Annotated in this window: 28 protein-coding genes; 7 read left to right on the plus strand and 21 right to left on the minus strand. The window is 47.0% G+C overall.

Translation table 11 applies throughout. The features are described 5' to 3' along the window. Positions 1 to 110: 110 nt before the first annotated feature. The 5 genes from G4D54_10880 to G4D54_10900 all read right to left on the minus strand — a co-directional run bounded on the left by G4D54_10880 (position 111) and on the right by G4D54_10900 (position 3,326). Positions 111 to 848 carry an rRNA pseudouridine synthase gene (locus G4D54_10880; protein QJA02912.1) on the minus strand — a complete coding sequence of 246 codons (738 nt, stop codon included), beginning with the start codon at positions 846 to 848 and terminating at the stop codon, positions 111 to 113. A 61-nt stretch (positions 849 to 909) separates the two neighbouring features. Further along, on the minus strand, positions 910 to 1,239 hold the full coding sequence (locus tag G4D54_10885; GenBank protein QJA02913.1) for a cell division protein SepF: 330 nt from the start codon (positions 1,237 to 1,239) through the stop codon (positions 910 to 912). Between the two features lie 29 nt (positions 1,240 to 1,268). Further along, complete coding sequence (locus G4D54_10890; protein ID QJA02914.1) at positions 1,269 to 1,781, minus strand: spore maturation protein; 513 nt, start codon at positions 1,779 to 1,781, stop codon at positions 1,269 to 1,271. Continuing rightward, positions 1,774 to 2,346 carry a spore maturation protein A gene (locus G4D54_10895; protein ID QJA02915.1) on the minus strand — a complete coding sequence of 191 codons (573 nt, stop codon included), beginning with the start codon at positions 2,344 to 2,346 and terminating at the stop codon, positions 1,774 to 1,776. Before G4D54_10895 ends, G4D54_10890 begins: the two co-directional genes overlap by 8 nt. Further along, on the minus strand, positions 2,343 to 3,326 hold the full coding sequence (locus tag G4D54_10900; GenBank protein ID QJA02916.1) for a D-alanyl-D-alanine carboxypeptidase: 984 nt from the start codon (positions 3,324 to 3,326) through the stop codon (positions 2,343 to 2,345). Before G4D54_10900 ends, G4D54_10895 begins: the two co-directional genes overlap by 4 nt. A 553-nt stretch (positions 3,327 to 3,879) precedes the next feature. Here G4D54_10900 and G4D54_10905 point away from each other — a divergent pair. Beyond that, positions 3,880 to 4,176, plus strand: coding sequence for a hypothetical protein (locus tag G4D54_10905; GenBank protein ID QJA02917.1), 297 nt, complete (start codon positions 3,880 to 3,882; stop codon positions 4,174 to 4,176). Here G4D54_10905 and scpB read toward each other — a convergent pair. From scpB to G4D54_10935, 6 genes are all read right to left on the minus strand, one after another. Then, a complete protein-coding gene (gene scpB / locus G4D54_10910) occupies positions 4,102 to 4,650 on the minus strand; it encodes an SMC-Scp complex subunit ScpB (protein QJA02918.1) in 549 nt (182 codons plus the stop codon). The genes G4D54_10905 and scpB overlap by 75 nt on opposite strands. Beyond that, entirely contained in the window at positions 4,643 to 5,380 is a 738-nt protein-coding gene (locus G4D54_10915) for a segregation/condensation protein A (protein QJA02919.1), read from the minus strand. Before G4D54_10915 ends, scpB begins: the two co-directional genes overlap by 8 nt. Positions 5,381 to 5,675: 295 nt before the next feature. Next, complete coding sequence (locus G4D54_10920; protein QJA02920.1) at positions 5,676 to 7,052, minus strand: spore germination protein; 1,377 nt, start codon at positions 7,050 to 7,052, stop codon at positions 5,676 to 5,678. Next, positions 7,052 to 7,402 carry a stage V sporulation protein AE gene (gene spoVAE, locus G4D54_10925; protein QJA05188.1) on the minus strand — a complete coding sequence of 117 codons (351 nt, stop codon included), beginning with the start codon at positions 7,400 to 7,402 and terminating at the stop codon, positions 7,052 to 7,054. Before spoVAE ends, G4D54_10920 begins: the two co-directional genes overlap by 1 nt. Further along, positions 7,402 to 8,460 carry a stage V sporulation protein AD gene (spoVAD, locus tag G4D54_10930; protein QJA02921.1) on the minus strand — a complete coding sequence of 353 codons (1,059 nt, stop codon included), beginning with the start codon at positions 8,458 to 8,460 and terminating at the stop codon, positions 7,402 to 7,404. Before spoVAD ends, spoVAE begins: the two co-directional genes overlap by 1 nt. Further along, complete coding sequence (locus tag G4D54_10935; protein QJA02922.1) at positions 8,402 to 8,845, minus strand: SpoVA/SpoVAEb family sporulation membrane protein; 444 nt, start codon at positions 8,843 to 8,845, stop codon at positions 8,402 to 8,404. The genes spoVAD and G4D54_10935 overlap by 59 nt, the downstream gene beginning before the upstream one ends. A gap of 131 nt (positions 8,846 to 8,976) precedes the next feature. Here G4D54_10935 and G4D54_10940 point away from each other — a divergent pair, with 131 nt between their 5' ends. Together G4D54_10940 and G4D54_10945 are read left to right on the plus strand one after the other, a co-directional pair. After that, positions 8,977 to 9,687, plus strand: coding sequence for an N-acetylmuramoyl-L-alanine amidase (locus G4D54_10940; GenBank protein QJA02923.1), 711 nt, complete (start codon positions 8,977 to 8,979; stop codon positions 9,685 to 9,687). Positions 9,688 to 9,733: 46 nt separating this feature from the next. Further along, positions 9,734 to 10,258, plus strand: coding sequence for an NUDIX hydrolase (locus tag G4D54_10945; GenBank protein QJA02924.1), 525 nt, complete (start codon positions 9,734 to 9,736; stop codon positions 10,256 to 10,258). Positions 10,259 to 10,927: 669 nt separating this feature from the next. Here G4D54_10945 and G4D54_10950 read toward each other — a convergent pair. From G4D54_10950 to G4D54_10965, 4 genes are all read right to left on the minus strand, one after another. Beyond that, positions 10,928 to 11,476, minus strand: a complete 549-nt coding sequence (locus tag G4D54_10950; protein QJA02925.1) for a GNAT family N-acetyltransferase — start codon at positions 11,474 to 11,476, stop codon at positions 10,928 to 10,930. 286 nt (positions 11,477 to 11,762) lie between these two features. Beyond that, positions 11,763 to 12,233: a VOC family protein gene (locus tag G4D54_10955; protein QJA02926.1), complete on the minus strand. Its 471-nt coding sequence runs from the start codon at positions 12,231 to 12,233 to the stop codon at positions 11,763 to 11,765. Continuing rightward, entirely contained in the window at positions 12,187 to 14,367 is a 2,181-nt protein-coding gene (locus G4D54_10960; protein ID QJA02927.1) for a DNA topoisomerase III, read from the minus strand. The genes G4D54_10955 and G4D54_10960 overlap by 47 nt, the downstream gene beginning before the upstream one ends. Further along, positions 14,364 to 16,154, minus strand: a complete 1,791-nt coding sequence (locus G4D54_10965) for a DNA mismatch repair protein (GenBank protein ID QJA02928.1) — start codon at positions 16,152 to 16,154, stop codon at positions 14,364 to 14,366. Before G4D54_10965 ends, G4D54_10960 begins: the two co-directional genes overlap by 4 nt. A 121-nt stretch (positions 16,155 to 16,275) precedes the next feature. Between G4D54_10965 and rpoN the strand changes: the two genes are divergently transcribed. Continuing rightward, the gene (gene rpoN / locus G4D54_10970; GenBank protein ID QJA02929.1) at positions 16,276 to 17,535 is read left to right on the plus strand and encodes an RNA polymerase factor sigma-54; all 1,260 of its coding nucleotides are present in this window, start codon (positions 16,276 to 16,278) and stop codon (positions 17,533 to 17,535) included. A gap of 215 nt (positions 17,536 to 17,750) precedes the next feature. Here the strand turns inward: rpoN and parC are convergent, their stop codons facing one another. Next, a complete protein-coding gene (parC, locus tag G4D54_10975) occupies positions 17,751 to 20,246 on the minus strand; it encodes a DNA topoisomerase IV subunit A (GenBank protein QJA02930.1) in 2,496 nt (831 codons plus the stop codon). Continuing rightward, on the minus strand, positions 20,243 to 22,174 hold the full coding sequence (gene parE / locus G4D54_10980; protein QJA02931.1) for a DNA topoisomerase IV subunit B: 1,932 nt from the start codon (positions 22,172 to 22,174) through the stop codon (positions 20,243 to 20,245). The genes parC and parE overlap by 4 nt, the downstream gene beginning before the upstream one ends. Before the next feature lie 223 nt (positions 22,175 to 22,397). Here parE and plsY point away from each other — a divergent pair, with 223 nt between their 5' ends. Next, on the plus strand, positions 22,398 to 23,009 hold the full coding sequence (gene plsY, locus G4D54_10985; protein QJA02932.1) for a glycerol-3-phosphate 1-O-acyltransferase PlsY: 612 nt from the start codon (positions 22,398 to 22,400) through the stop codon (positions 23,007 to 23,009). Between the two features lie 273 nt (positions 23,010 to 23,282). Here the strand turns inward: plsY and G4D54_10990 are convergent, their stop codons facing one another. After that, complete coding sequence (locus tag G4D54_10990) at positions 23,283 to 24,143, minus strand: DUF4299 family protein (GenBank protein QJA02933.1); 861 nt, start codon at positions 24,141 to 24,143, stop codon at positions 23,283 to 23,285. After that, positions 24,140 to 24,811, minus strand: coding sequence for a cyclic nucleotide-binding domain-containing protein (locus G4D54_10995; protein QJA02934.1), 672 nt, complete (start codon positions 24,809 to 24,811; stop codon positions 24,140 to 24,142). Before G4D54_10995 ends, G4D54_10990 begins: the two co-directional genes overlap by 4 nt. Positions 24,812 to 24,948: 137 nt before the next feature. On the opposite strand from G4D54_10995, the gene G4D54_11000 reads away from it, so the two are divergent. Both G4D54_11000 and G4D54_11005 read left to right on the plus strand, forming a co-directional pair. Further along, the gene (locus G4D54_11000; protein ID QJA02935.1) at positions 24,949 to 25,368 is read left to right on the plus strand and encodes a DMT family transporter; all 420 of its coding nucleotides are present in this window, start codon (positions 24,949 to 24,951) and stop codon (positions 25,366 to 25,368) included. Then, a complete protein-coding gene (locus G4D54_11005; protein QJA02936.1) occupies positions 25,365 to 25,817 on the plus strand; it encodes a hypothetical protein in 453 nt (150 codons plus the stop codon). Before G4D54_11000 ends, G4D54_11005 begins: the two co-directional genes overlap by 4 nt. Before the next feature lie 23 nt (positions 25,818 to 25,840). Here G4D54_11005 and G4D54_11010 read toward each other — a convergent pair whose 3' ends face one another. Both G4D54_11010 and G4D54_11015 read right to left on the minus strand, forming a co-directional pair. Next, positions 25,841 to 26,116 carry a hypothetical protein gene (locus G4D54_11010; protein ID QJA02937.1) on the minus strand — a complete coding sequence of 92 codons (276 nt, stop codon included), beginning with the start codon at positions 26,114 to 26,116 and terminating at the stop codon, positions 25,841 to 25,843. Between the two features lie 212 nt (positions 26,117 to 26,328). After that, on the minus strand, positions 26,329 to 26,481 hold the full coding sequence (locus G4D54_11015; protein ID QJA02938.1) for a hypothetical protein: 153 nt from the start codon (positions 26,479 to 26,481) through the stop codon (positions 26,329 to 26,331). Positions 26,482 to 26,975: the final 494 nt, after the last annotated feature.

A 26,975-nucleotide genomic window follows, 5' to 3' on the forward strand; every position in this document is an offset into this window, starting at 1 on the left:
CCTGATTCGTTTCTCTTTTCTCATGCTCACGTTCAGGCTTTTCATATCTGCCTGCATATCCTTATGGCTTCTGTTATTGCTGCACCTGTCAAAAAAGCCAACAGCGATTGCTAGCGCTGCTTCATTTCTCCCTTTTGAGCAAGACTGCGCAGCTGCTTCACCTCAAAGGGCTTCAGCACACGGTATTCTCCCTGCCGCAAATCACTGCAGTGCAGGAAAGCAAGCCTGCTGCGGTGCAGACGGCGCACCTCATAGCCCAGTGCCTCCATCATGCGCTTGATCTGCCGGTTTCTTCCCTCGACAATCGTCAAATCAAAGCTGCACTGATTTTTCTCTGTATCCTTTTCCGTCATGCGATACTTTGCAGGCAGGGTCTTGATACCGTCATCCAGCACGATACCTGCTTTTATTTTCTTCATATCCTCCGGCGTCAAAATGCCGTTGATCGTCAGATTGTACACCTTGGGAATGTGATATCGCGGATGAATGATCTCATTTGCGAAATCCCCGTCATTGGTTAGAATAATCACCCCGCTGGTATCATAATCCAGACGTCCCACGGTAAAAATACGCTGCCTGCAATCCACCAGATCCACCACGGTCTGTCTTCCGAATTCATCATCGCTAGTACACATGGTGCGCTTCGGCTTGTTCATCAGAAAATAGACCTTATCTTCCTTTTCAATCGCCTTGCCGTCCACCTCAATGAGATCACCGCGCTTTACCTTATATCCAAGTTCTGTTATGGTTTCTCCATTCACAGCGACTCTTCCCTCGCTGATCAGAACCTCAGCTTTTCTTCTTGATGTGATTCCGGCTGCCGCAATCACTTTCTGTAATCGTTCCATATACTATACACCTCACATGGGTATTGTACATGAAATGCTGCGCTTTGAAAAGCAAAATCGACTAATTCTGGAATTCCTGAATCTGATAGCCATCCGGCAGATATACCAGAATGTTCTCGCTCATCTCCTGAATCCATACCTGCATCGGATAGGCAACGCCCTTCATGAAGTCACGAATTCTGCGTGCACACTCCTCATCGCATGCCGTGATATCCAGCAACACCAGAAAATTCTTTTTCAAAGCCTCACCCACAGCCTCTACATCATCAAAGCTGTCCAGACGAAACACACAGACAACATGGTCGCTTTTTTCCGCAGCCACAGCAGCCTTTTCCTCATTCACTGCCAGCATATTCTTTAATCTGTTTTTTACATCGTTCATATCTGCCATTTTCATTCCTCCTGTTATTTATATCTTTATTACGCAAACACATACAGTGCCAGCAGAATGGCCATGGAAATCCCGGCCACATCCGCCAGCAGTCCGATCGCCAGCGCATTCTTGATTCTACGGATTCCCACACTGGAAAAATACAGGGTGATCACATAGACGGTCGTATCGGTAGAGCCCTGAATGATGCTGGCCATATTGCCGGCCAGCGAATCAACACCGCAAACCTGAAAGATATCGACCAGCACTGCCAAAGAGGCGCTTCCGGAAATCGGGCGAAAGATTACCATTGGCCAGATTTCCTTGGGGATATTCGCAATATGAGCAGCCAGTGCGCTGCACAGCATATCCATCAGTCCGCTCTGGCGCAAAAGTGCGATTGCACACATCATGGCAAGCAGCGCGGGATAAATATCCAGAAACAGCTTCATCCCGTCCTTGACACCCTCGGTAAAGGAATGGTAGGCATTGATGCGGCGAAGCAGGGCGACGGCGACGATGACCAGCACAAGGACCGGCAATATATAATCTGTGTTAATCACGGTAATTCCACCAGCGGTCAATACTCAGACCGACAACAGAGGCAAACAGCGTCGATACAATGGCATAGGGCATAAAGCCGGTCACATTCAGGGAGTGGAAGGAGGCCCGCATGGCAATCAGTGTCGTGGACAGCAGGGTAACACCAGCCGTATTCAAAACGAGAAAGGTGATCATGGAGCGAGAGGCCGTATCCTTATCCGGATTGTGCCGCTGCATGCCCTTCATCGCCTGCAGGCCGACCGGTGTTGCCGCAGAGCCCAGCCCCACCATGTTGACGACCACGTTGGTTGCCACATAGCCCAGTGTTTCCTCATCGTCCTTCAAATCCGGAAATAGCCGCTTCAGCAGAGGATGAAACAGCCGTTCCAAGCCATGAATGATTCCGGCATCCCGTGCGATGTAAAGAATTCCGTTCCAGAAGCAGGTCACACACAGCAGCGGAATCACAAAGTCGAGGGTTTCCTTGCCCACATTGAGAAAAACATCATTGATGATGCTCACATTCCCGGTCATCAGACAGTAGAGAACCGTGACAAGCACGATGAGCAGCCAGATGATATTCACGAAAACAGACCTCCTCCCCTTGCCCTTTTACTTGCGAAGCTGTATACATTCACGTCATCATTTTTCTGTACCTCAACAACAAAATCCTTATGGTCAAAGTGTGTCTTAACGCGCAGCTTGTCACTGCCGTCCTTATGCAGTGTTACCTTCAGCGTTTCCGGGACATGGAATTTCCTGCCGTTTACCGTATAGTCACCCTTGCGCATGATCGTTACCACATCCATCTTCTGAAACACCTCGGTATGCTTTTGTTCATGGAAGGCGAAATCATCCCCCTCCTGCAGCGTCACCACAATGCTTTCCACCCCGTCATGCTCAGCAGCACTCACCAGTGTCCGCCCGGCCTTTTTGGTGAAGCCGGTTTTTCCGCCGACGGTAAAGGGGTAGTCAAACAGCAGACGGTTTTTATTTTTCCAGCGCATATTCCAGTCAGTCGTATAATATTTGCTTCCGGTAATGGTACGAAATTCTTTGTTTTTCATCGCATAGCTCATCAATACCGCCATATCATTGGCTGTAGATATATTGCCGCCATCCTCCTCATCCAGACCGCTGGGATTGGAAAACGTCGTATTGCTCATGCCGATTTCTGCCGCCTTTCGATTCATCAGCTCAACAAAGGCTTCCTGAGAGCCGGCAACATGCTTTGCGATTTCCACCGCTGCATCGTTTCCGCTTCTCAGCATCAGTCCATACAGCAGATCCCGCATGGTTACCTGCTGTCCCTGCTTCAGATAGACACTGCTTCCATAGGCCTTATTGATTTCATCATCAACTGCAAAGGATTCATCCAATTGCCCATGCTCAATCGCGATCACAGCGGTCATGATTTTGGAAATAGATGCCACACTCTGCTTTTCATCCTTGTTTTTTTCTTCTACAATCGTATTGTCCGCACCACTCAACACCACATAGCTCTCCGCATGGACACTCATCAGCTGCAGCAGCAGACACAGCAGGATACAAAGACTTCGTTTCATTCACATCACCTACGAAAGTATATGTGCGCACGCAAAAAAAGAGAACGCCTTTTCCTTTGCGTTCTCCTTTTTCTATATACGTGCATTACGGACTCTACCCGTTTCCTGATTTCCTTAACTCTCGTACGTTTCCCGCACTTATAAGTCTCACCAGTTTCGATATCCGTAATCCACAGCTATGAGCTACTCTTCCATGCTTCCTACATTCACAGCATTCGTTGTTCTGGCGTATTCGCTCTTTTCAATTTCTGCCTGCTTTCGTCCCCATGTCCGAGCTTCCCTTCCAAATACCTGTTTCCTGACTTCCTTAATTCTCATACGTTCTTCGTATTTATAAGTCTCATCAGTTTCTTCTTCCGGGATTCTCACAGCCTTTACAGGTGTCCACCTACTCGCTGACCAGTGCACGGAATCCGTTCTTTTATTATATCGTTTCCGTATCTATCCAGTTTTCTGCAGTACCAGCCTGTATATAAGCTTTTTTAAGTACCTTTCCTTGGTACACTTACAGTATAGTCTGCAATGATACATGTGTAAAGTATTGTGGAATAATATGCGAAAATATGGAAAAGATTGCAGTTTTCCACAATACCCTGCCTTTATACAGTGGAAAAGTTGTGACTTTTCCACAAACGTGACAAAACAAAACTTATCTGTTTCTGTTCTTACGCACATAAAGCTGAAAAAGAAGAAGTATCCGCCAACGCAGCGTTTATCTTCTCAACGTTTTTTACAGCTTTCTTCAAAAATCGAGGAAGAACTCATTAAAAAAGAGCTATTCCTCAAACAGCTCTTCCTCCATGGTGTCCTTGAAATCCGGAAGCTCCGGGAGCTCCTTCAGACTGACTAGCTTAAAGGTATCCATAAATTCCTCCGTTACCTCATATAAAAACGGTCTGCCCGGTGCATCGCTTCTGCCGCATTCCTTGATGAGATTTCTCGCCAGCAGCTTACGCACCATCATATCACAGCTCACACCGCGTATTTCCTCGATTTCTGCACGGGTGATTGGCTGCTTATAGGCAATGATTGCCAAAGTTTCCAATGCGGCATTGGATAGCGTTGCCACCTTGGTAGAGCTGAACAGCTTTTGCGCATACGGATGGATTGCCTCCTTGGATACGAATTTATAAATTCCTCCAAAGCGAACCAGCTCGATTCCGTGCACATCCGCAAGATAATCCTGCATCAGCTCATCCAGTACTACTTCAATTTCCTTTTTATCCAGCTCCTCGACACAGCCGTTCAGCTGCTCGATGCTCAGTCCCTCATCACCGCTCAGAAAAAGCAGTCCCTCAAGAACCCGTTTTTCATGCTCATGCATATACTTGTTCACCTCGAATGATCCATATGTTTTCTTCTTCATCTATGTGGAAGGTCATTTCCTTATGCTTGATTAAATCCAGAACGGACAGAAACGTAACGATAATCATGTGCAGATCCGTGCAGTCACTGCACAGCTCCTCAAAGCTCATCTTTCCTACCCAGTTCTTTAGCCGGCTCTTAATTTGTATAACACGCTCATCCAGAGATAACTCCTTGACCGTCATTCTGGTTTCATAAGGATGTGTCAGCGCCGCTCTGCGCAGCACACGGTTCATCGCCTTAATGAGATCATAGGGATTCCCCACAAATTCCCCTTCCACCGTTGTATGCAGCCATTTCTGTGTTTCCTCACTCATCGGCTTACTCATCATCAGCTGGCGTTCCTCATATTTCTGTTCAAACTGCTCGCTGATTTCCTTATAGCGCTGATATTCCAGCAATCGGCGAACCAGCTTCTCCCGCTGATCCTCCTCATACTCTTCTTCAATGACAACCTTTTCCCGTGGCAGCAGCTTCTTGCTTTTATATTCAATTAGACCAGCCAGCTCTGCCAGATATTCACTTGCAATTTCCAGATGCATTGATTCCATGGCATTTAGATAATGCAGATACTGATCCGTCAGCAGGTCCATATCCAGCTCGAACAAATCCAGCTTATTATCCTTGATCAGATGCAGCATCAGGTCAAGCGGACCCTCAAACTGATCGATTGTCACCGTAAACGCCATAGAAATCACCTCGCATTTTTTTATTATAGCAAAAAACCGCATGAAAATGTAGATAAATTTTCACACAGTCCTTATTTTTCATCTTTTTTATGCAGAATCGCCTTGTTTACAAACGAATGACAGCTTCTTCAAGTCTTTTTTGTATGTAGGATACATGCATCCCATGTATGGAAAAGGTACAGGCTGCCTGCGACAGACAGCCGCAAAGGCTCCCATGCGCACAAGCTTTCCTAACAGAAGACACCAAACAGAAGCCTGATACTGGAAAAGAACAGAAATGCGCATCTGTTCTTCGTTAACCCTTGGTTGATTTAGAGGATGTATCTCGGTTGACCTTGATAGGTGCACCGAATAAAATTCGGCCGCATTCCTTATAGGAAAACGGAATGAGCGGATACAGGTATGGAAATTTGATGGTCTTTGTTGACAGCAGTATCACAATGTGCAGCAGGACACCGACGCAGAAGCCGCTGATGCCGAACATGAGTGCCAGAAAGCCGATAAAGATTCGAAATACCTTATTGGCCAGAGACAGCTCATAGCTCGGTGTCAGCAGATTGCCGATATTGACCAGGGCCACCATGATGAGAACCTCTTTTGTATAGGCTCCCAGTTCAATTGCCATATCCCCCAGCAGAAACACAGCCACAAAGCTCATGATGCTGGAAAGGATGGTCGGTGTATGTATCAGAGACTGTCGGATCCATTCCACAATGATATCCGCCAGAATCACCTGAAACCCAAACTGATACACATTAACATGCTGAATCGGTATATTGAGCAGTGTCGGATTCTGGTCGATGACCAGTGCAATCCACAGCGGCAATAGATATAGAGAAAACACAATGCCGATCAGACGCAGGACACGGGTAAAGGTTGCCACCAGCGTTGTCTGTGTGTATTCCTCAATCTGCTTGGTCTGTTCAAAAAACGTTGTCGGAAGGATTACACCGGTAGGAGAATTATCGACAAGTGCAATCAGATACCCCTGTAGCAGGTGAATTGCACAGATATCCGGACGCTCACAATAGCGGACATGCGGATAGGGATTCCATGTTTTCCCATACAGCAGCTCCACCAGATTTCGCTCGCTGAGGATTTCCGCCTCCGGCAGTGTATGCATACGGCTTTCAAAATCATGCAGCACATCCACATCCACCAGACCGTCAATATACAGATAGGCAACGTCCGTTCGCGTCTTAACACCTTCCTTGTTCATCGTGACAACCAGGCGCGGATCGCGGATTCTGCGGCGGATCAGGCCGACATTGAGGATAACATTTTCCACGAAGCCGTCATGGGCTCCGCGTACGCTTTTCTCCACATTCGGCTCTGCTGTGGATCTTGCCGGATAATGCCGGGTTTCTATGCAATAGTAGACCTCGCTGTTATCCATCAGCACCAGACACTGTCCGCTCAGCATATTGGTGATTGCTTTTTTTAGATCGGTCACCTTATCAACTGCACCGGGATAAAAGGTGATGTGCAAATCATTTCCTGCTGTGATTACAAAGCCCTCCACAAGAGATGCAATCAGCTCACTGTCAGAAAGGGAGGAAAGGAATATCAGCCATGCCTGTGTATTCTGAATCGTGACATGGCGGTAGACAATGTCAAAGGACGGCGACAATGCAGTGCGGACTTCCTCCAGGCGCTGTGTCAGCTTCATCATTAGGATTTGGCGCGAAACACAAGTGCTGCCAGAAAGGCAAACAGAATGGCACTGGTGATTCCGGCCGCCGTCAAATCAAACATACCTAGCAGAATCCCCATGATGCCATCACTCTGTGCTTTTGCCAGAGCACCGTGAATCAGAGAATGTCCAAAGCTGGTAATCGGCAAGGAGGCACCCATACCGGCAAACTCCAACAGCTTGTCATACCATCCAAAGGTATCCAGTGCCGCACCGATCACCACAAATAAAGAAGTGATATGCCCCGCTGTAAGCTTGGTATTATCATAGATCAGCTGTCCTGCAAGGCAGATTCCGCCGCAGACGACAAACGCGCTGATAAAAGTCATCATTTCACATCACTCCTTTCGTATACGATGGCATGTGCAATACATGGTATGGTTCCCTTCTGTGCAACCGCCACCGGTGAAAGCAGTGCACCTGTCGCAACCACCATAATGCGGGAACACTCCCCGTCCTCAAGCTTCTTCAGCAGCTTTGCCATGGATACGCACATACTGCAGGCACATCCGCTGCCGCCGCAGAAGATATCCTGATGCTCAAAATCATAAATCATCAAGCCGCAGTCATGCAGGCGGTTATCAATGTTATAGCCCTCCTGATTCATAAGATCAACCAGAAAGGAGAATCCGATTTTTGATAAATCCCCGGTAACAATCATGTCATAATCCTTCAGCTCACGATGCATATCCTTCAGATGACGGGTAATCGTATCATAGGCAGCCGGTGCCATTGCCAGCCCCATATCATTGGCGTCCTTATGATCCCAGTCGACGATTCTGCCCGGGGTGAAGGCAGTTACCCGGATGTTGCTTTTCTGATTTGACAGCAATACAGCACCGGCGCCTGTCACTGTCGAGGTCGTCGTTTCCTTTTTCTGAATTCCATATTCGTTGGGGAAGCGAAACTGCCGCTCGGCAGTTGCCACATGTGAGCTGGTAAAGGCCAAAACCTGCTTCGCCAGCTCATGCTCTACCCATACGGAGCCGTTACCGATAACCAGAGAGGAAGTGGAGCAGGCACCATACATTCCAAGAAAGGGAACCTCCAGATCCTTGGCGAAATAATGCGAGCTGGTCAATTGATTGATGAGATCACCGCCGACCAGCAGATCAATATCACTTACGCCCTTGCCTGCTTTACGCAGGGTCAGGTCAACGGCATCAGCCAGCAGGACACGTTCCGCCTTTTCAAAGCTGGACTCCCCGCAGTAAGCATCCGCATAGCTCTTATCAAAAAGGCTTCCCAGCGGCCCCTCTTTTTCCAATGGCCCTACAACAGTAGAGCGCGCCTGTACATAGACGTTTTTAAATGTAACTGTATGCATATCAGGCACCAAAAAGCAGGTAGCGAATCGTACCAAAGACGAATGCCGCTGTGATTCCATAAGTCAGAACCGAGCCTGCCAGCTTAAACATATTGCTGCCGATACCGAAAATCGGTCCCTCTGTACGCCCCTCTATCGCACAGGAGGTCAGACAGTTCGCAAAGCCGCTGATGGGAATAAACAATCCCGCACCGCATTTCTGTGCTGCCTTATCATAGACACCGAAGCCGGTCAGCACTGCTGTAATCAGTATCACCGTAACGACGGTCACCGAACCCGCGGTATCCTTATCCAAATCGAACATATTCATACACAGCATCATAAACAGCTGTGCCACAACAGCAAGAGCTCCTCCGCTGATGAATGCAATCAGTGCATTTCTGCCCTTGTGCTGAGCAGGTACATGCTTTTTTGCAGTATCCTGCAATGTTTTCTTATCCATCATAATCACTCCTTCATGGCTAGTATGCACATGTTTTATGGAGTTATAAAACGAGTTCAGAAAAACATCACGAAACAAACAAGTGCCGAACAGCCATTTCCCTGATAATGTAGCTGTAAAAAGGAAGTGATTACATGAGAAATATACGAAGATGGGGTCGCCTTCTTATGCTGTGTCTGGCGATTGGTTCTCTGAGTGCGGCAGCACAAAAGACCTATGCATGGCTTACTGACACATCAACAGGCAGCCCGTTGCAGGTGGAAGCAGCATCCTACACTACGGGTAACGTGATTGTACTGGACGCAGGACATGGCGGATATGATACCGGCAGCATTTCCTATGACGGGGTTTATGAAAAGGATATTACCCTTGCGATCACGCAGAAAATCGGAGAGCAGCTGGAGAAGGCAGGCTATACGGTGGTATATACACGCACCAGTGATGAGGTCATATGGTCAAATGATAACAGGGACGATCTTCGCACCCGCGTTGCCATTGGAGAGGAAGCAGGAGCGGATTATTATATTTCCATACATACCAATGCCAGTGAATACGGGGATGGTGCCAGCGGCTTTGAAGCCTATATCGATTATGAAAATGATACGATTACAGCCATGGCGCAGTCCATTGAGCAGAAGCTGATGCAGCTGGGATACACGCAGAATCGCGGCTTGAAAAGCACACAGGATAGCTCGTTGTATGTGATTGACAGCAACCCTGTGCCTGCCATGCTGCTGGAGCTTGGCTTCATCACCGACAGTGCGGATGCAGCCTATATGTGCAGCGAGGAAGGACAGAATGCACTCGCTCAAAGCATTGCACAGGGAATCCTGGAACAGCTCTAGCTTTCGCACCTTTTCTAGGTTATAATTAGAACACGAGGTGAATACAATGCAGAAAAAAATATCTTCTACACCGGTATATGAGGGAACGATCTTTCACATGAGCCGGGATGAGGTTGAAATCAAGGGAAAAACATATCCCAGAGATGTGATTCATCATGACGGCGGTGTCGGTGTCCTCGCTATCAGGGATGGAAAAATTTTACTGGTCAAACAGTACCGCTATGCAATTCAGAAGGAAACTCTGGAGATTCCTGCAGGAAAGCTGGAAAAGGGAGAGGATCCGTATCTGTGCGGTTTACGGGAGCTGGAGGAGGAAAGCGGCTATACGAGCGAACGGCTGGAAACGCTTTGTGCCATGTACTCGACACCCGGCTTCTGCAGTGAGAAAATCTATCTGTACTGGACAAAAAAGCTGATTCCGGTGGAGCATCCCCGCGCCATGGATGAGGATGAGGAAATCGAAACGCTATGGGTGGATATCCGCAAGGCTGCCGCTATGGTGAACGATGGGACGATTAAAGATGCCAAAACGATCATTGCCATACAGTATGCAAACCTGTACCTTGTCTGAGGGAAAGGTGCCAAGCAATAAAACAGTCTGTGACGGTTCTGCCTGCCAAAGGACAGGTCAATCGAATTTTTTCGGTAAAGGAAGGAAATCTGTATGCTCAGTGTCCTGATGGGAATCATAGTGTTTGAAATACTATTTAGTTTCATTGCAAAGAAAGATAAGAAACTGTTCCTGGCCTGTTCCGTATCTTTTTGGATAGGTATAGCATTTATCTTATCGCTTCAATTTTTTGAGCAATAACTGAATTCCAAAAGAAAAATACAATATAGAAAAAGCGATGGTTAAGATAAAAATCCAATTATCCTCTCCATCGTTTTTGTATATTATAACCTACGATAGCTCCTGCAACCGCTTCGTCAGTATTATGTCAATCATGCATCTACTGCTCACTTTTCTGATCTACTTTCCGTTATACATATCTACATGTGAGATAGTGAATCATCCTGAATGAAATAAGCAAATTTAGCCCTTATCCGCTAAGATTCCACCACCCTAGCCATTCTCACAGATTTTCTCTGTATCCCGATAGTTTCCAAAATTTTTTAAAGAGAAACCGAGAATGGATATCCATACGCATACTTGAAAAAGACATATTATGCTATTTGATAACAGCGTACGTATCTCAATAAAAGTGACCTGTTTGAAATCAGGATTTTGCCACTGTTTTATTTATTTTTGTCTTATAAGCTGCAGAAATTCTTCCTTTAAAATCCGCATCATGATGAAATCGTGGTATTCATAATGGTAGTAATAGCCGTCTTCCTGAATTCCCTCTTTCTTAAATCCGTTTTTCTTGTAAAATCGTAAAGCATCTGTATTGAATCCCACAACACCGATGGCCAGCCTGTGAAAGCCGAGATCGCCAAAGGCATAATCCATCAGCAGGCGGATTGCCTCTGTGCCATAGCCTTTCCCCTGATGTGCCTCATGGGGAATGATAATCGTCAGATCACTTGTCCCCCAGGCAGGATACATCCGCAGCAGTCCGATTTCTCCAATTACTTCATGTTTCTCACAGGTAACGATCGCCAGCCATATACAGTCATGTCCGCTGCGCTGCACACATTGTAAAGACTGTGCAGCCGTTGTCGGATACGGTGCGGCAATCTTCGCCCTTGTCAGCGCATCGTTGTACCAGACATCAAAAAAATCCGTATCCTCTTCTGTAAACGGGCGCAGATACACCCGTTCTCCCTTTAAAAATTGTATTTCCTTCATCGTATTCTCCATTTCTTTTCTTATGTTAACGCTAGCGTTACTGTAACTATGCCTTCAGGCACTCTGCAGATTGATTTGCACTGCCTGATTCCTTTTCCCGTTGTTAGAATAAAGCCAGTGATTATGATCATAAGCATAACAAACACCGGTATAGACATCACCGTGAAGCTTTTCTGCGCAGGCGTTTTCCTTTTCTTAACGATATCCTATTTCATCCGCAAACACAGCATACAATAAGAAAATGCAGCCGCGCGTATACGTGCAGCTGCAGTACTGGCGATTCACGTTACAGACGTTTACACATCGGATGTTCCTCTTGAAACTGTACCAGATCCCAGAGGTTTCCATACAGGTCTTTAAATACGGCAACAGTGCCGTAATCCGCCTCTTTGGGTTCCCGTACAAAGTGAATGCCGTTTTTCTTCATATCCCAATAGTCTCTTTTGAAATCATCCGTCGCAAGAAACAGGAAGACACGGCCACCTGCCTGATCACCGATAAAAGCCTCCTGTCGTGGTTTGGAAGCCTTTGCGAGCAGAATCGTCGTAGCGTTACCTCCCGGCGGTAACACAACAACCCAGCGCTTATCCTGCTGCGGCTGATAGGTATCCTCTACAAGGGTGAAATGCAGCTTGTTCGTATAAAACTCGATGGCTTCATCATAATCACGTACGACAAGCGCAATGTGAACGATTGCCTGTTTTACAGTCTCACTCCTTTGCTTTTTGTGCAGCTTCCCAGGCGATCTGGAAGGCACTCTTTTCCTGCTTTTTTTCAGCCTCCTGCTTTTTATTGAAATCCTGCAGCTCTGCACGTCCGGCAACATTGCGCTTTTCCTTCAGCTGCTCGTTGAAGCGGTCGAATTTCTCACGAAAGCCGCACACACAGGTATACAGACGCTTTTCCTTTTCTCCGACTACATTCAGCTTCTTATGGCATTTCGGACAACGGGCATTGCTGGTGAACGAAAGATTCTGCTTGTATTTGCAGGAAGGACTGCTGCAGGCTAAGAGCTTTCCGCGCTTTCCGTTGATTTCCAGCAGGTTGCTGCCGCATTCAGGACATTTCTTCTGCGTCATATTGTCATGGCGGTAGCTTGCCTCACTGTTTTTCACCTTTTCAACTAGGTCACTGGCATAGCTGCGCATTTCCTTCATAAAGCTTTTATCCTTCAGCTTCCCCTTGCTGATTGCGGTAAGCTTTTCCTCCCAGGTTGCCGTCAACAGCGGAGAGCGTAGCTCCTCCGGTACCAGCGATACCAGCTGGATTCCCTTGCTTAGCGGATAGATGGAGTTTCCGCGTTTTTCAATATAGTTGGTTTTGAACAGCTTTTCAATGATATCCGCACGTGTTGCCACGGTACCGATTCCATTCGCATCCTCTAATACAGCCTTCATACGGCTGTTGCTGATAAATTTCGATGGATGCTCCATAGCCGATAACAGGGTTGCCTCCGTATAGCGTGCCGGTGCCTTGGTAAAATGCGAGGTGATGCGCACATCCCTAATTGGATATTGCTGTCCCTTCGCAAGAGAAGGCAGATTCTGATCATCATCCTGCTCTTCATCCTCATCAAAGCGTTCGTTTTTCTGATAGAGTGCGCGCCAGCCGTCACTGATCATAATCCTTCCGCTGGCATAAAAGTCCATATGCTCACACACCGCATGAATTCTGGTCTTCTCATATTCACTCGGTTTGCCCAGTACGGCCAGAAACCTGCGAACCACCAGATCATAGATTTTCTTTTCATTTGGTGAAAGTCTGTTCAGCTCCACATATTCCTCGGTTGGGATAATGGCATGGTGGTCGGATACCTTTGTATCATCGACAAAGCGGCGGCTTACCTTATAGCCGTTTTTCAGCAAGTCACTTGCAAATGGCTCATACACATCAATACAAATCGCCTGCAGCCGTTCCTTCAGTGTCCCAACGATATCCTGACTCAGATAGCGGGAATCTGTACGGGGATAGGTCAGCAGCTTATGTGTTTCATATAAGCTCTGCATATAATTCAGTGTCTCCTTGGCACTGAAGCCGAAGCGCTGATTGGCATCCCTTTGCAGCTCGGTAAGATCATAGAGCTGCGGCGGTTGTTCCTTGTGACGCTTGCGCTCCACGTCCTGAATCGTAATCTGCTTGTGCTTCAGCTGCTTCATGAGCGTCTCTGCCTGCTTACGGTCCATTATGGACGCATTGTTGTTCTTGCGATAATCCAGCACAAAGGCACCGGCATCCACACGCAGTGTAAAATATTCCTTTGGTACGAATTTGCGGATTTCCGCTTCCCTGTCGACAATCATAGCCAGTGTCGGCGTCTGCACACGACCGGCAGAAAGCTGTGCATTGAATTTACAGGTCAGCGCGCGGGTGGTGTTCAACCCGACGAGCCAGTCTGCCTCAGCCCGACATACCGCACTGCGGTACAGGGGTTCATATTCTCTGGCATCCTTCAGATGCGTAAAGCCCTCCTTGATCGCCTTATCTGTCTGTGACGAAATCCACAGACGCTTCATCGGCTTGCGTACCCCCGCCTTTTCAAGAATCCAGCGGGCCACCAGCTCCCCTTCTCTTCCGGCATCCGTAGCGATTACAATATCACGGATATCTCCGCGGTGCAGCAGGCTCTTTACCAGCTTGTATTGTCTTGCGGTCTGTGAGATCACCTTCAGCTGCATTTTGTCCGGCAGCATCGGAAGGTCCTGCATATCCCAGGTTTCCAGACGTTTATCATAATCCTGCGGGTCTGCCAGCTCTACCAGATGTCCCAGTGCCCAGGAAACCACATACTTGTTTCCCTCCATATAACCGTCCTTTTTTATCGGACAGCCGAGAACTCTTCCCAGCTCTCTTCCTACACTCGGCTTTTCAGCCAGTACAAATGTTTTGCTCATACTTCCTCCTTGAATCCGGCCAGACGCATCAGCTCTCTGGCATTCGTTGTTGTGCATTTTCCTTCTTTCAGCCGATAATCAAAGCAGATTCGATCCTTCTCATAATATTCCGAGAAATGATAATTCACTGCCTGTATGGCCGGGTCGCCGCTCAGCTCGCACAATTCAAAATCATGTGTGGAGATCAGGGTGATGATCCACGGCTGATGCAGATGACGGATGGCACTTGTTGCACAGTAAATGCGATCCGCGCTGTTTGTACCCTTAAAAATCTCATCGATCAAAACCAGCATCGGCTCCTGCTTTCTGCTTGCCTCATTCATTTGCTGAATGCGCAGAATTTCCGCATAAAAGGTCGATATTCCTTCGCTTACATTATCATGCACACGCATCGAGGTAAACAGGTTCATGCTGCCTGCACAAAAGGAATCGGCACAGACTCCGGCGCCTGCATGCATCAGCACAAGATTGATGCCCAGCGTTCGTAAAAAGGTGGTTTTTCCTGACATATTGGAGCCGGTTATGATATAGGTGCCGTTATCGATTGTTATAGAATTTGCAACAGCACTTCCTTCCTCCAGCAGCGGATGCACAATATTTACCGCATGCAGATAAGGAGGTTTGGGTGTACTGTCCGCAATACAGACTGCTTCCTTCGCCAGATTCAGCTGTGCAAGAGATAGGTAGCTTTCCAGCTCTCCGATATCCTGCAGCCAGATGCGCAGGGTTCTGCCATAGCGCTGTCTCCAGTCCTGCAGAGCAATCACACATTGGAAATCAAGCAAACCAAAGGCGTTGACGAGGAAAAACAGGATACTGTTGGAGCGCAGCTGTACCAGCATCAGTATGCGGCGCAGTTTTTTTATGGCGGCGCAAGCTTCCTCCACATCCGAACGAATCCTGCAAAGAGCATCACTTTGAAAGGCAGTCTCCTCAATCAGATGAAAGATTCGCTCATAATCTTCAATCAGATATGCCAGTGGTGCTACGCCGGACAGCTGTTGGGCATGCTTCATAAAAAACAAAAGCGAAAGACACAGAGAAACGGTAGCCAGTATGAGAACGGGGCCATAGTGGATGATACCTGACAGAAAAAGAAGCAGTGTCATAAGTGTGAGTGCGGATACAAGAGCACACAGCATACGCACAATGCGTGGATATTGTACCTGTTCTTCTTCCATGTAGCTTAGGATATGTTCCATGGTTGAACGTTTTTTTCGCTGTCCATGACGCTCATACAGCTTTAAAAGCTGTGTCAGGGTAAAGGTGAATGTCGTCTTTCGGGCGCATTCCTGTACGGCAGCACTGCGGCTTTGCATCGCTTTGCGGGACTGCTGCTGTGCACTGAGAAGCTCTGCCAGTCGTTCTCTTCCGTATACGGTTTTTGCCACACAGAGATACTGATACAGGCTCGCGTCCCCAAACAGATCCAGATCATATGCCTGCGTATTCTCCTCATGCAGAAATTCAGAACCGGTATCCTGAAATGCTTTCCACCCATTGTTCTTGCGCCGCAGTACATCCTGCAGTACCTCCATCATAACCTCATGATCTTCTACCCTCTGTTTCAACGCCCTGTGCTTTGCGGCGATATATAGAAACAGTCCCAGTGAAAGCACACAGAGCGCATAAAACAGCTGCTCATAATAATATCCGCGAAACAGGGCAAACAGAGCAATCAGAATCAGAACACCTCGCTGCATTGCATAGGAAGAGGAGCGCTGCTTTAAGCTTCTGCATACAGCCTGTGTTTCATCGATTTTCCTTTGTAAAGTATCAATCTGCATATCTTCCCTCCTTACATGCTGTTCATTATACCATACCTTTTCGTGATTCCTGTGTGAGAAACCTAAATTTTCCAGATGAAAACTCTTTCAATTTCATGTATAATAAAAATGGTGATGTAAAATGAAACTGGAAACACGTGTCCTGCAAAATCTTACACAGCAGCAGAAGCTATCCATTCGGCAGCAGCAGGATCTGAAAATACTGGAAATGAACAATCAGGAGCTGGAATCCTGGATTGAAGAGGAGCTGGAGAAAAATCCGCTGCTGGAATTTGATGATGCCTATGAAACCGGGGCCGCATCCCATTCCCAGCAGGATTTTGACCTGCTTTTGAATTTTGTGACAAATGAGCAGACCCTTGCGGATGTACTGCAGGAGCAGATTGCCACATGCCTGCATCCGCTTCATAAGGAGCTTGCAGAGTTTATCATCAATTCACTGGATGGAAACGGCTATCTGCAGCTGAAGGATGAAGATATCCAGCGAATGCTTCCACAGTACAGCCTGGATGACATCGAGGATACGATCAATGAGATACAGACCTTTGAGCCGGCCGGAGTCTGTGCCAGAAGCCTTCAGGAATGCCTGCTGATTCAGCTGTGCTTTGAGGACATTCCCTACTCCCAGATTGCCATCATGATTGTAAACTTCTATTTGAAGGAGGTTAGCGAGAACAAGCTTCCTGCGATAGCAGAGGCGCTGCAGATACCTCTGGAGGATGTGCTGCAGGCGATTTCCCTGATCCGCTCACTTGACCCAAAGCCGGGGGCACGCTATGCAACGAGCAGCGCCTATGTAAATCCGGACATGCAGATCGTTGTGGAGGAGAATGAAATCCACATACAGATGTTTCGCAAAACCTATGGACTGCGCTTGCAAGCTCCTGTAAAGGATGCAGATGCGGACACAGCAAAATATCTGAGCCAGCAGCAAAAGCAGGCGGAGGCTCTGCTGAGCAGTATTGAAAAGCGCAATTCCACCATCGAGCGCATCATGGAGGTCATTGCCGTTGTCCAGCAGGATTTCTTTTTGCAGCATGGACAGCTGAAGCCCTTGAACATGAAGGATATCGCGGCTAAGCTGAGCCTGCACGAATCCACCATATCCCGTGCTGTATCCGGCAAATCCATCTTATTTGAACAGCAGATCATTCCCCTGAAGTTTTTCTTTCCTGCCAGAGTGAATGAGGACACGAGTGCAAACGAGGTTCATCTGCGCCTGCGCTCGCTGATTGATCAGGAGGATAAAAAGAAGCCGTACAGTGACCAGAAGCTGTGTGATCTGTTGAAGGAGGATGGCCTGGAAATATCTCGGAGAACCATTGCCAAATACCGGGATCAGCTGAAAATTCCTGCAGCATCAAAGCGCAAACAGTTCTGATTACATAAAGAAACAGTGTGAAAAAGCAATCATCTGTATGAAAATGGTTGCTTTTTTATCTGCTTTTTCGCATACCAATGATGCTATGGTTCTTTATTGATACAAACATAAACCACATAATGACTTCAAACAGACAAGCCCTTTGAAAGGAAGCGTGTTGAAGCTTCTAAAAACAGACAAAAGCCGAAGCATAGCGCCCCGGCTTTTTCTATGAATTAGTCTTCAAACAGTTCGATTTCTTCAAACTCCTGTTTTTCCCCCTGTATTGCAGGCAGCTCACGCTGCTCGACAGCTGCAAGTGTCCGCAGGAAATAGTAATCCTGTGTGGTATGCAACGGCGAGGAGAAGGTGGCGTCTTTGCTCATCAGACTGATATCCTTCGCAAGAATCTTCTGCGTTTCCTCATTGATGATGACAAGCTCATCATTCAGGTCATGAAGTGCAATATGCGCAATCTGATAAGGCTTGGATTTCACCTTTTTACAGATCATGCTGCCCTTGGTCGGACGTCCGGTCACATCAACATCGCTCAGCTTGATGCGCTTCATTTGACACTGATCCGTAAAGACGATCAGCTGGGAAGCATCCCCGTGAGAAATGCAGGCACTGACAATTTCATCCAGGACCAGATTCATTGCCTTCACACCCTTGGAGCGTGGAGAGGTTTCCGGAATGAGGGATACCGGATACCGGCTCACAAAGCCGTTTTTCGATGCAATCAGAATTTCATCATAAGCATAGGCGATCATCGTTTTCACGACCGCGTCCCCATCCAGCAGCTTCATATTGCTCATGGTTTTGTTGTTCCGTGATACTTCATATTCCCGTACTGCCGTCTTTTTCACAAGACCGTTTTTCGTTACGGAAATCATGTAGGCATTCGTCGCAAAGCTGCGCAGGACAAAGGCATCCGTGATTTTTTCTTCTCCGCTGATGCGAATCGTGGAGTTGATATGACTTCCGATTTCCTTCCAGCGGGATTCCTCGACCTCATATACCGGCGTATAGCCATAGGTACCCTGTGTTGTAAAAAACAATACATGATCCAGCGTATTCACTTCCCCATAGCCGACCAGATGATCGCCTTCCTTTAAGCCGGTCATATCGTCTCTGCTGGCACCGTAGCTGCGCATGGATACCCGCTTGAAATAGCCGTCACGGGAAATGGTGAACATCACCTGTTCACTGTTGATCATCGCAAGCTTGTCGATAACGATTTCTTCAATTTCATGCTCAATACTTGTCAAACGCGGTGTCTTAAAGGCCTTTTTCACCTCATTCAACTCACGAATCATGACCTTTTTCAGCATTTTTGGATTCTCCAGAATATCGTGCAGCTCCTCTATTTCATTCAGCAGTGCGGCATATTCCTCACGCAGCTGCGTAATATCCGTGGAAGACAGACGATACAGCCGCATGGTAACGATTGCCTCTGCCTGTGCATCGCTGAAGGCAAAGGCATCCATGATGCAGCGCTTGGAATCCGCCTTGTCTTTGCTGGCACGAATCAATGCAATGATTTCATCCAGAACGGATACCGCCTTGATCAGACCCTCCAGAATATGGCAGCGGTCTTCCTTCTTTTTCAAATCGAAGCGGCTTCTGCGCTCGATCACCTCACGGCGATGCTCAATAAAGGCATCCAGCATCGGAGCCAGACCCATTTGAACCGGACGCTTGTCAACGATCGCCACAACATTATAATTATAGGAAACCTGCAGATCGGTATTTTTATACAGATAATTCAGAATCACCTGGGCATTGGCATCCTTTTTCATATCCACAACGACACGCAACCCGTTGCGGTCACTCTCATCCCGCACATCGAGAATCCCCTCGATTTTTTTGTTCAGACGGATATCATCAATTTTTTTGACCATGTTGCTCTTGATCACTTCATACGGAATTTCTGTAATGACGATCTGCTGTACAGTTTTCTTCTGTTCGATGCTTGCCTTACCGCGGATGATGATGCGGCCCTTTCCGGTTTCAAAGGCTTCCCGGATTCCTTCAATTCCCTGTACGATTCCTCCGGTTGGAAAATCCGGTCCCTGTATGTATTCCATCAGCTCATCCAGACTGCAGTCCGCATGCTGGATACGATACACAGCCGCATCGATTGCCTCGCTCAGATTATGCGGCGGAATATTGGTCGCATATCCGGCAGCAATACCCGTAATGCCGTTAACCAGCAGGTTGGGATAACGGGCAGGAAGCACGGTCGGCTCCATTGCCGTATCATCGAAGTTCGGTGCCCACAGCACGGTTTCCTTTTCAATATCCTTTAACAGATGCTCACTGATCCTCCCTAGTCTTGCCTCTGTGTAACGCATGGCTGCGGCGGGATCATCATCAATCGATCCGTTATTTCCCTGCATGTCGATCTGCGGTGTGCGAATCTTCCATTCCTGTGACATACGCACCATTGCATCATAGACTGAGGAATCCCCGTGCGGGTGATAGTTACCGATGACAAGACCGACCGTCTTCGCAGATTTCCGATACCCCTTGTCCCAGGTGTTGCCATCCTCATACATCGCATACAAAATTCTTCGCTGCACCGGCTTCAGACCATCTCTTGCATCCGGCAGCGCACGATCCTGAATAATATATTTTGAGTATCGCCCGAAGCGATCCCCCATGATATCTTCCAGCGGAGAGGAAATGACACTGCTGTGATGCTCAACAGCAGGCAGTTCTTTTTTCTTCATCGTCTTGCCTCCACTTCATAATCATCTTCCAGTGTAAAGGATACGTTTTCCTCGATCCAGTCACGGCGCAGATTGGCCTTATCCCCCATTAAAACAGATACGCGCTTCTCAGCCACAACCGCATCGTCAATCGTTACCTGAATCAGTGTACGGGTTTCCGGACACATGGTCGTATCCCACAGCTGATCCGCATTCATTTCACCAAGTCCCTTGTAGCGCTGCAGACTGAAGCCCTTCGGGAAGGTTTTGCGCAGCTCATCCAGCTCCTCATCGGTCCATGCATACTGGATTTCCTTGCCCTTTTGCAGCTTGTACAGCGGCGGCAGTGCGATATACACCATGCCCTGTTCAATCAGCTCCCGCATGTAACGGTAGAAGAACGTCAGCAGCAGAATCTGAATATGTGCACCATCCGTATCGGCATCGGTCATGATGATGACCTTATGGTAATTGGAATCCTCTGCGTGAAAATTCGCACCCACACCGGCTCCCAGCGCATGAATGATGGTATTCAGCTCTTCATTTTTTTCGATATTGGTGATGCTTGCCTTTTCGGTATTCAGCACCTTACCGCGCAGTGGAAGAATCGCCTGGTATTTGCTGTCTCTTCCCTGCTTGGCACTGCCTCCGGCAGAATCCCCCTCGACCAGATACAGCTCTTTTTTTCTGGCATCCTTGCTCTGTGCGCTCGCCAGCTTTCCGGATAGGATCTTCTCGGTTTTTCCTCTGGTTTTCCCCTTACGGGCATCCTCACGCGCCTTGCGGGCAGCCTCGCGTGCCGTCGAAGCACGCTGCATCTTCTTGATTAGTGTGATGGCAAGCTCCTTGTTTTCCTCCAGGAAAAAGCTCAGCTTTTCACTAACGATACTGTCCACCGCTGCCTTCGCCTCTGCCGTTCCCAGCTTGCCCTTGGTCTGTCCTTCAAACTGCAAGAGATTTTCCGGCACCCCCAGTGACAGGATGATCGTCAGCCCTTCCCGGACATCGCTTCCCTCAAAGTTTTTATCCTTTTCCTTCAGTAAGCCGTTTTTCCTTGCGTATTCGTTAAACACCTTGGTAAAGGCATTCTTCGCTCCGGTTTCGTGCGTTCCGCCATCCTTGGTACGAACGATGTTGACAAAGGAAAAAATATTCTCCTGATATTCGTCCGTATACTGGAAGGCACAGTCCACCTTGATATCATTGCTCATTCCGCTGAAAGCAACCGGTTTATGGAAGACCTGCTTATCCTCATGAAGATATTCCATGAAGGCAACCAGTCCCTGCTCATAATGATAAACCTCCTCGCGTTCCTTCCCTTCGCGCTCATCGCGTACGACAAGCTTTAAGCCCTCCAGTAAGAAGGCATCCTCCTGGGCGCGCTCTGCAATCTGGTGAAAGGAATACTTCGTCGTTGAAAACATTGTTTTATCCGCCTTAAAGCGTACCTTGCTTCCGGTTTTGTTCGTTTTACCGATAACCTCCAGCTTGGATACCTCGCGTCCCCCGTCGGAAAAGCTCATGCGATAGATTTTACCGTCACGATGAACCGTAACCTCCACCCATTCACTCAGCGCATTTACCACGCTGGCACCAACACCGTGCAGACCGCCGCTGGTCTTATAGCCGCCCTCCGTGCTGAATTTACCACCGGCATGCAGTACCGTATAAATGACCTGCACAGTGGGAACACCGCTGGCATGCATATCCACCGGCATACCCCGTCCTTCATCCTCCACGCAGATCACGTTGTCTTTTTCTATCGTTATGCGGATTGTATCCCCATGACCGTTCAATGCCTCGTCAATCGAGTTGTCTACGATCTCCCAAACCAGATGGTGCAAGCCTCTGGAATCTGTGGAGCCGATATACATACCCGGTCGTTTTCGTACAGCATCAAGGCCGTCAAGAATCTGTATACTGCTTCCATCATATGCATTTTCTGCCATACCATCACCTCTTTCTATTTCGCTGTCGTTGATCTCATCAACAGCCCGCTTTGTTCAGTGTATCAAATTTAAAACCTTCCTGCAATTAAATTTCTTTTAAAATCCGCAATACGGCCTAATTATTATATACTAAAAACATGAAAATAAGAAGAATTGTTTCTTTTTTCTTTTCCTTATGTGGGTAAGGTGGTAAAATATAGACGAATATGAATGAGGTGAAGCTATGAATATCAACTGGATCTGGTATCTGGGGCTGGGGTATCTGCTGGGGTCCATCCCGTTTGCCCTCGTCATCGGAAAGCTTTTCTATAAGACAGACGTCCGCAATTTCGGAAGCGGCAATCTGGGCGGCACCAATGCAGGACGTGTGTTAGGAAAAAAAGCCGGAATTTCAGTCATTGTCTGTGATGTAGTAAAGGTTGTTGTTGCTGTCGGTGTCGTTTCCTGCTTTGATCTGGAGGCGAGCATATGGGCAGGCTTTGCGGCGGCATTTGGTCACTGTTATCCGGTATTTGCAGGGTTCCGCGGTGGGAAAGCCGTTGCGACAATGTTTGGATTTCTGTTATCAACATCCATTTTTACCTTCCAGAGTGCGTGGTATCTGATCGTGCCGTTCGCAGTATTTCTGGTTGTGCTGTACGCAGGTAAGATGGTATCGCTGTCCAGCATGTGCGCTGCACTTACCAGCAGTATCTATATCACGGTTATGCAGCTGCATATCAGCGTGGAGATTGTCGCGGCCAGCTGGCTGTTGACAATACTGGTGATCTACCGGCACAGGGCAAATATCGTAAAAATTAAAAACGGTACGGAAAACAAAATATCCTGGCTGTGATCCAATAAGAAAAATGCAGACCGGCATACGGTTCTTTCTTATTTTAGGGTTTTTGCAAAAGGGAGACTTCAACACTATTGTATTTATCAATAGAAGTTGAAGTCTCCCTGTTTTATATTTACCCGCAATCGAGAAAGAACCTGGCATCCGCATGGGCTGCATTTTTTTATACTTAGCCATGTATATGTTGAACACCTTCATGAATCTTCTTTGCAGGAAGCATCGTCCATTGATTATAGAATACTACAGCGTTCTTTTTTGCCTCTAGCGCCATCAGATGTCCACACCATATTGCTGAATCAGTTCTCTTTGATGTGCGGCACGCATACCCGGCAGCTTCCGCATTTTAGCATCATAGCGTTCACATTCCGATAAATGAATTTCCTTTACAAATGCTTCATATGGAAGCTGTCCCAGAAAGGTCTCCTCTTCCAAATCATAAAAGGCCGCATACCAAGTATCAATTTGTATGTCCTCTCCACTTACCGGATCCTTCATCCCAAAGGGTGCCTCCGGCTTGTTTGGCAACAGACTGTCAACGGTGGAGGTTATTGTATATACACCGAAAAATCCATCCTCCTTCTGGTAGACGCGTGGTACTGCATAATAAACATCCTGCTTCTGATGGTTATGCAGCCATGCTCCGAAGTCGTCGTGCATCTCCTCATGATCCTGCTGTTCAAACCAAAGTGGGTGCATAGCGGAAAAGAAACAGCCATCCGCATGTTCCTTCAGAAAGGAACCCAGACACTTGTCACTGAATGTGGTGAGATGCTGCTTAATACCTGCAATGCTTCGCAGCTCCTGTGTTTCCCCATCCTGTTCAAAGGCACTCGTCTTCCAACGTTTGCAGAGGTGCTGAATCAGGGCATAAAAGGCTTCGATTTCCTGATGGCAGGTCGGCAGCAGCAGATACAGCTCCACCTCATACGGCTGCTTCCAGATCACCTGTATACCTCTTGCGATACACGAAGGGTCATACAGGATAAAGTCATCTGCCGATTCCGCCTCCAGCGGCTGCATCCGCCAGGTGCTGTCCATGACGCCTGCCTGCAGACCGGTTTCCAGAAAATCATGCATACTCAGTTTCTTTTTGAAAATTCCCCTGTTTACAATTTTAATATCCACACTCATGATGTAATTCCTCCATAGATGTCCTGCCCCAGCTTTTGCAGCTGTTTACGGTTATTGATTCGATAAACGCCTTTTTCACATTTACATAGAAGCCCCTGTTCACAAAACTGTGACAGACAACGCTGCAGCTGCCGATAGCTGCATCCAATCATACTGCTAACCTCACCATGATCCTCCTGAAAAACATCCCGCTCACATACTGCCATGAGATATGATGCCAAACGGTTTTCAACCGGATAGGAAAGCGAGATGGATGCGTTGCGATTGCTGTTTTTCAGCTTTTCCGACAGCTCTGATACCAGATACTGCAGAAAGCGGACATCCTGTCTGAGTGACTGTTCACAGCGAGCTAATGGCAACTGCAGTGTTATTACTTCACTCAATGCCGTCACTTCATTCAGCACAGGCATCTGCTTCCAAAGCTCCACCTCACCAAGAATACTGAGCGGATACAGGAAGGAGTGCAGGACCGTTTGTCCGTTTGCACTGATATAGCTGGTCTTTGCCTTTCCCTCCACCAGAAACAAAAGATGATGCAGCTCGGTATCTGCATGCAGAAGGATATCCCGCCGCTTCCATGTTTTTAATTCCAGCATGGATATATGCCGTTCCTCCAGAATCTGATCGAGTCGATATTTCCGAATATAAGCGGCTGCCGTTTTTTCCATACGCTTCCTCCGTCCGTTTTTAAAAAGGTATGCAATGTGTATCGCCTTTCCTTAATCATCTGCTTTCTTCTCTCATTATGACATATGTCCTATGCGTGTTCAAGAAAAACCTGTATTCTACTATACGAGGTGATGATATGGCAATCAGTATGGCAATACTCAGTGGTATTGTGGTCAGTGTCATGATGGTATTTAACGGACAGCTTTCTGATCTGATCGATCTGTATACCGCAACGGTTCTAATCCATGCCTGCGGGTTATTGACGATGTATATCGTTTTAAAAGTAAAACACATTTCGCTTCGAGACCTTCCCCATGCTTCCCGTTTTTTATATCTGGGTGGTGTAATCGGGGTATTCACTGTCTTTTTCAACAATCTGACCATTACGATTTTGGGAGCTTCTATGATTAGTGCATTGGGATTATGTGGACAGATGCTGACTTCGATCATTCTGGAACAAAGCGGTGCACTTGGCACAAAAAAACAGAAACTGCAGCCGATAAAGCTGGTATCTCTGCTCATTATTTTAATAGGAATCGGGGTGATGCTGGAATGAGATATATCTGTTCCATTTTCTTTGCATTGCTGGCAGGAGTCAGTATCGTATTGAGTCGCAGTGTAAATGCCTTGTTGGCGGAAAAAATCGGAGCATTATCCAGCAGCTTTTTCAATTATGCGAGCGGGTTGCTGGCGAGTCTGGCTTTTCTGTTGCTGTTTGCCCCGCATATTTCCCCCGCACTCCCGCAGCTGATGAAAAACGGGAACGCTATCCTGCTTATGGGCGGTGTCATCGGTGTCATCAATATTATTATTCTAAATCGTATCGTAACCCGCATTCCTCCCCTGCAGCTGACACTGATTGTATTTGTTGCACAGCTTGCCAGCGGTATGCTGCTGGATTATTTTCTGCTGGATCTGTTTTCCATGCGCAAGCTGATCGGCTGCAGTATCGTTGTTATCGGTCTGCTGATTCACACCTATGCGCAGGGTAAGCCGGCAGCCTGAGGCTTCACAATCGTATCGGTTTGCTACTTCTTCCTCCGATCCTGAAGGCTATGAAAACGAGTGCCGATATGACGAGCAATAAAAAGAACCAATACAGCACATACACCCAATGCTGCAGCATCAAACATGAAGCCTCCAAGATACTCTCCAAACGAATCGACACCCTTACTGGCAAAAAAAGCCGTGATGCTTCGATTCTGACGGCAGAATTTATCGATATCAGGTTTGCATACACCTAACACCAGAAAAACCGTCAGCACGACAACACCGCCAGATAAGACTCTTTTCTTATTTCTCATGTTCTATTCCTCCTGCAGCTATCCTGAAAAGTATATCACAAATCTTTCGTTAAAAAGAAATCTTATCTTTGTTTTCTACAGGGAATACAGAGAAAGATTTCTTTTCTTATGTCTGCAGCAGGTCACAATGACAAAATGTGAAACGAACAGAATAAGCATGCAAATGCGTTTTCATATCCTGTGTCCGCATTATTAGCCGATACAGCAGAGATTCAAAGGTACATAATTGCAAGCAGTATCAGAAGAACAATAACAACGAGTACACCACCACCGATGATATAGCTGCTGTATGTTTTGTGTAAATCCTGTTGTTTGGAAACCCATGTTTTGTTCAATTCCTTTGTTTCCTTTGAAATCTGAGACATACATTCACCTTCCTTCCAGTTGCTATTCATGCCTGATTAGATAAACAAAGCCGGCCTGCTGCAGCAGGGGGATATACGACAGATGAAAGAACATTCAATTTCAAGATAAAACAAGTAATTTGAATCAGCTTTCATGTACTGTTTGCATCCGCGCGCAAAATGCGGGGAATGGAATCGAGTTTGAATATTTGTATTGAAGTCTGTCGCATTTTCAATACATATAAATTTTATACATGCTTCACTGAATTTTCATATGGATACTTTTCACAGTAAATATCTATTACTATATGTCCCGTCTGATTTAACTGCCACTCTACATCTTATATATAGCATATTTTTCATTATAATACAATAGCACGTAACCTTTATACCTATTTCTCAACATATATAGATTTTATGATTGCAGCAAATTCCAGCATAACAATTCATCATTGCAATATGGAAAAGCCATCATTATCTGCACTCCTGTTACGCTTATGTGTTTGTATACCTGA

The organism is [Clostridium] innocuum, from assembly GCA_012317185.1.
In the GTDB taxonomy this organism is placed as follows: Bacteria; Bacillota_I; Bacilli_A; order Erysipelotrichales; family Erysipelotrichaceae; genus Clostridium_AQ; species Clostridium_AQ innocuum.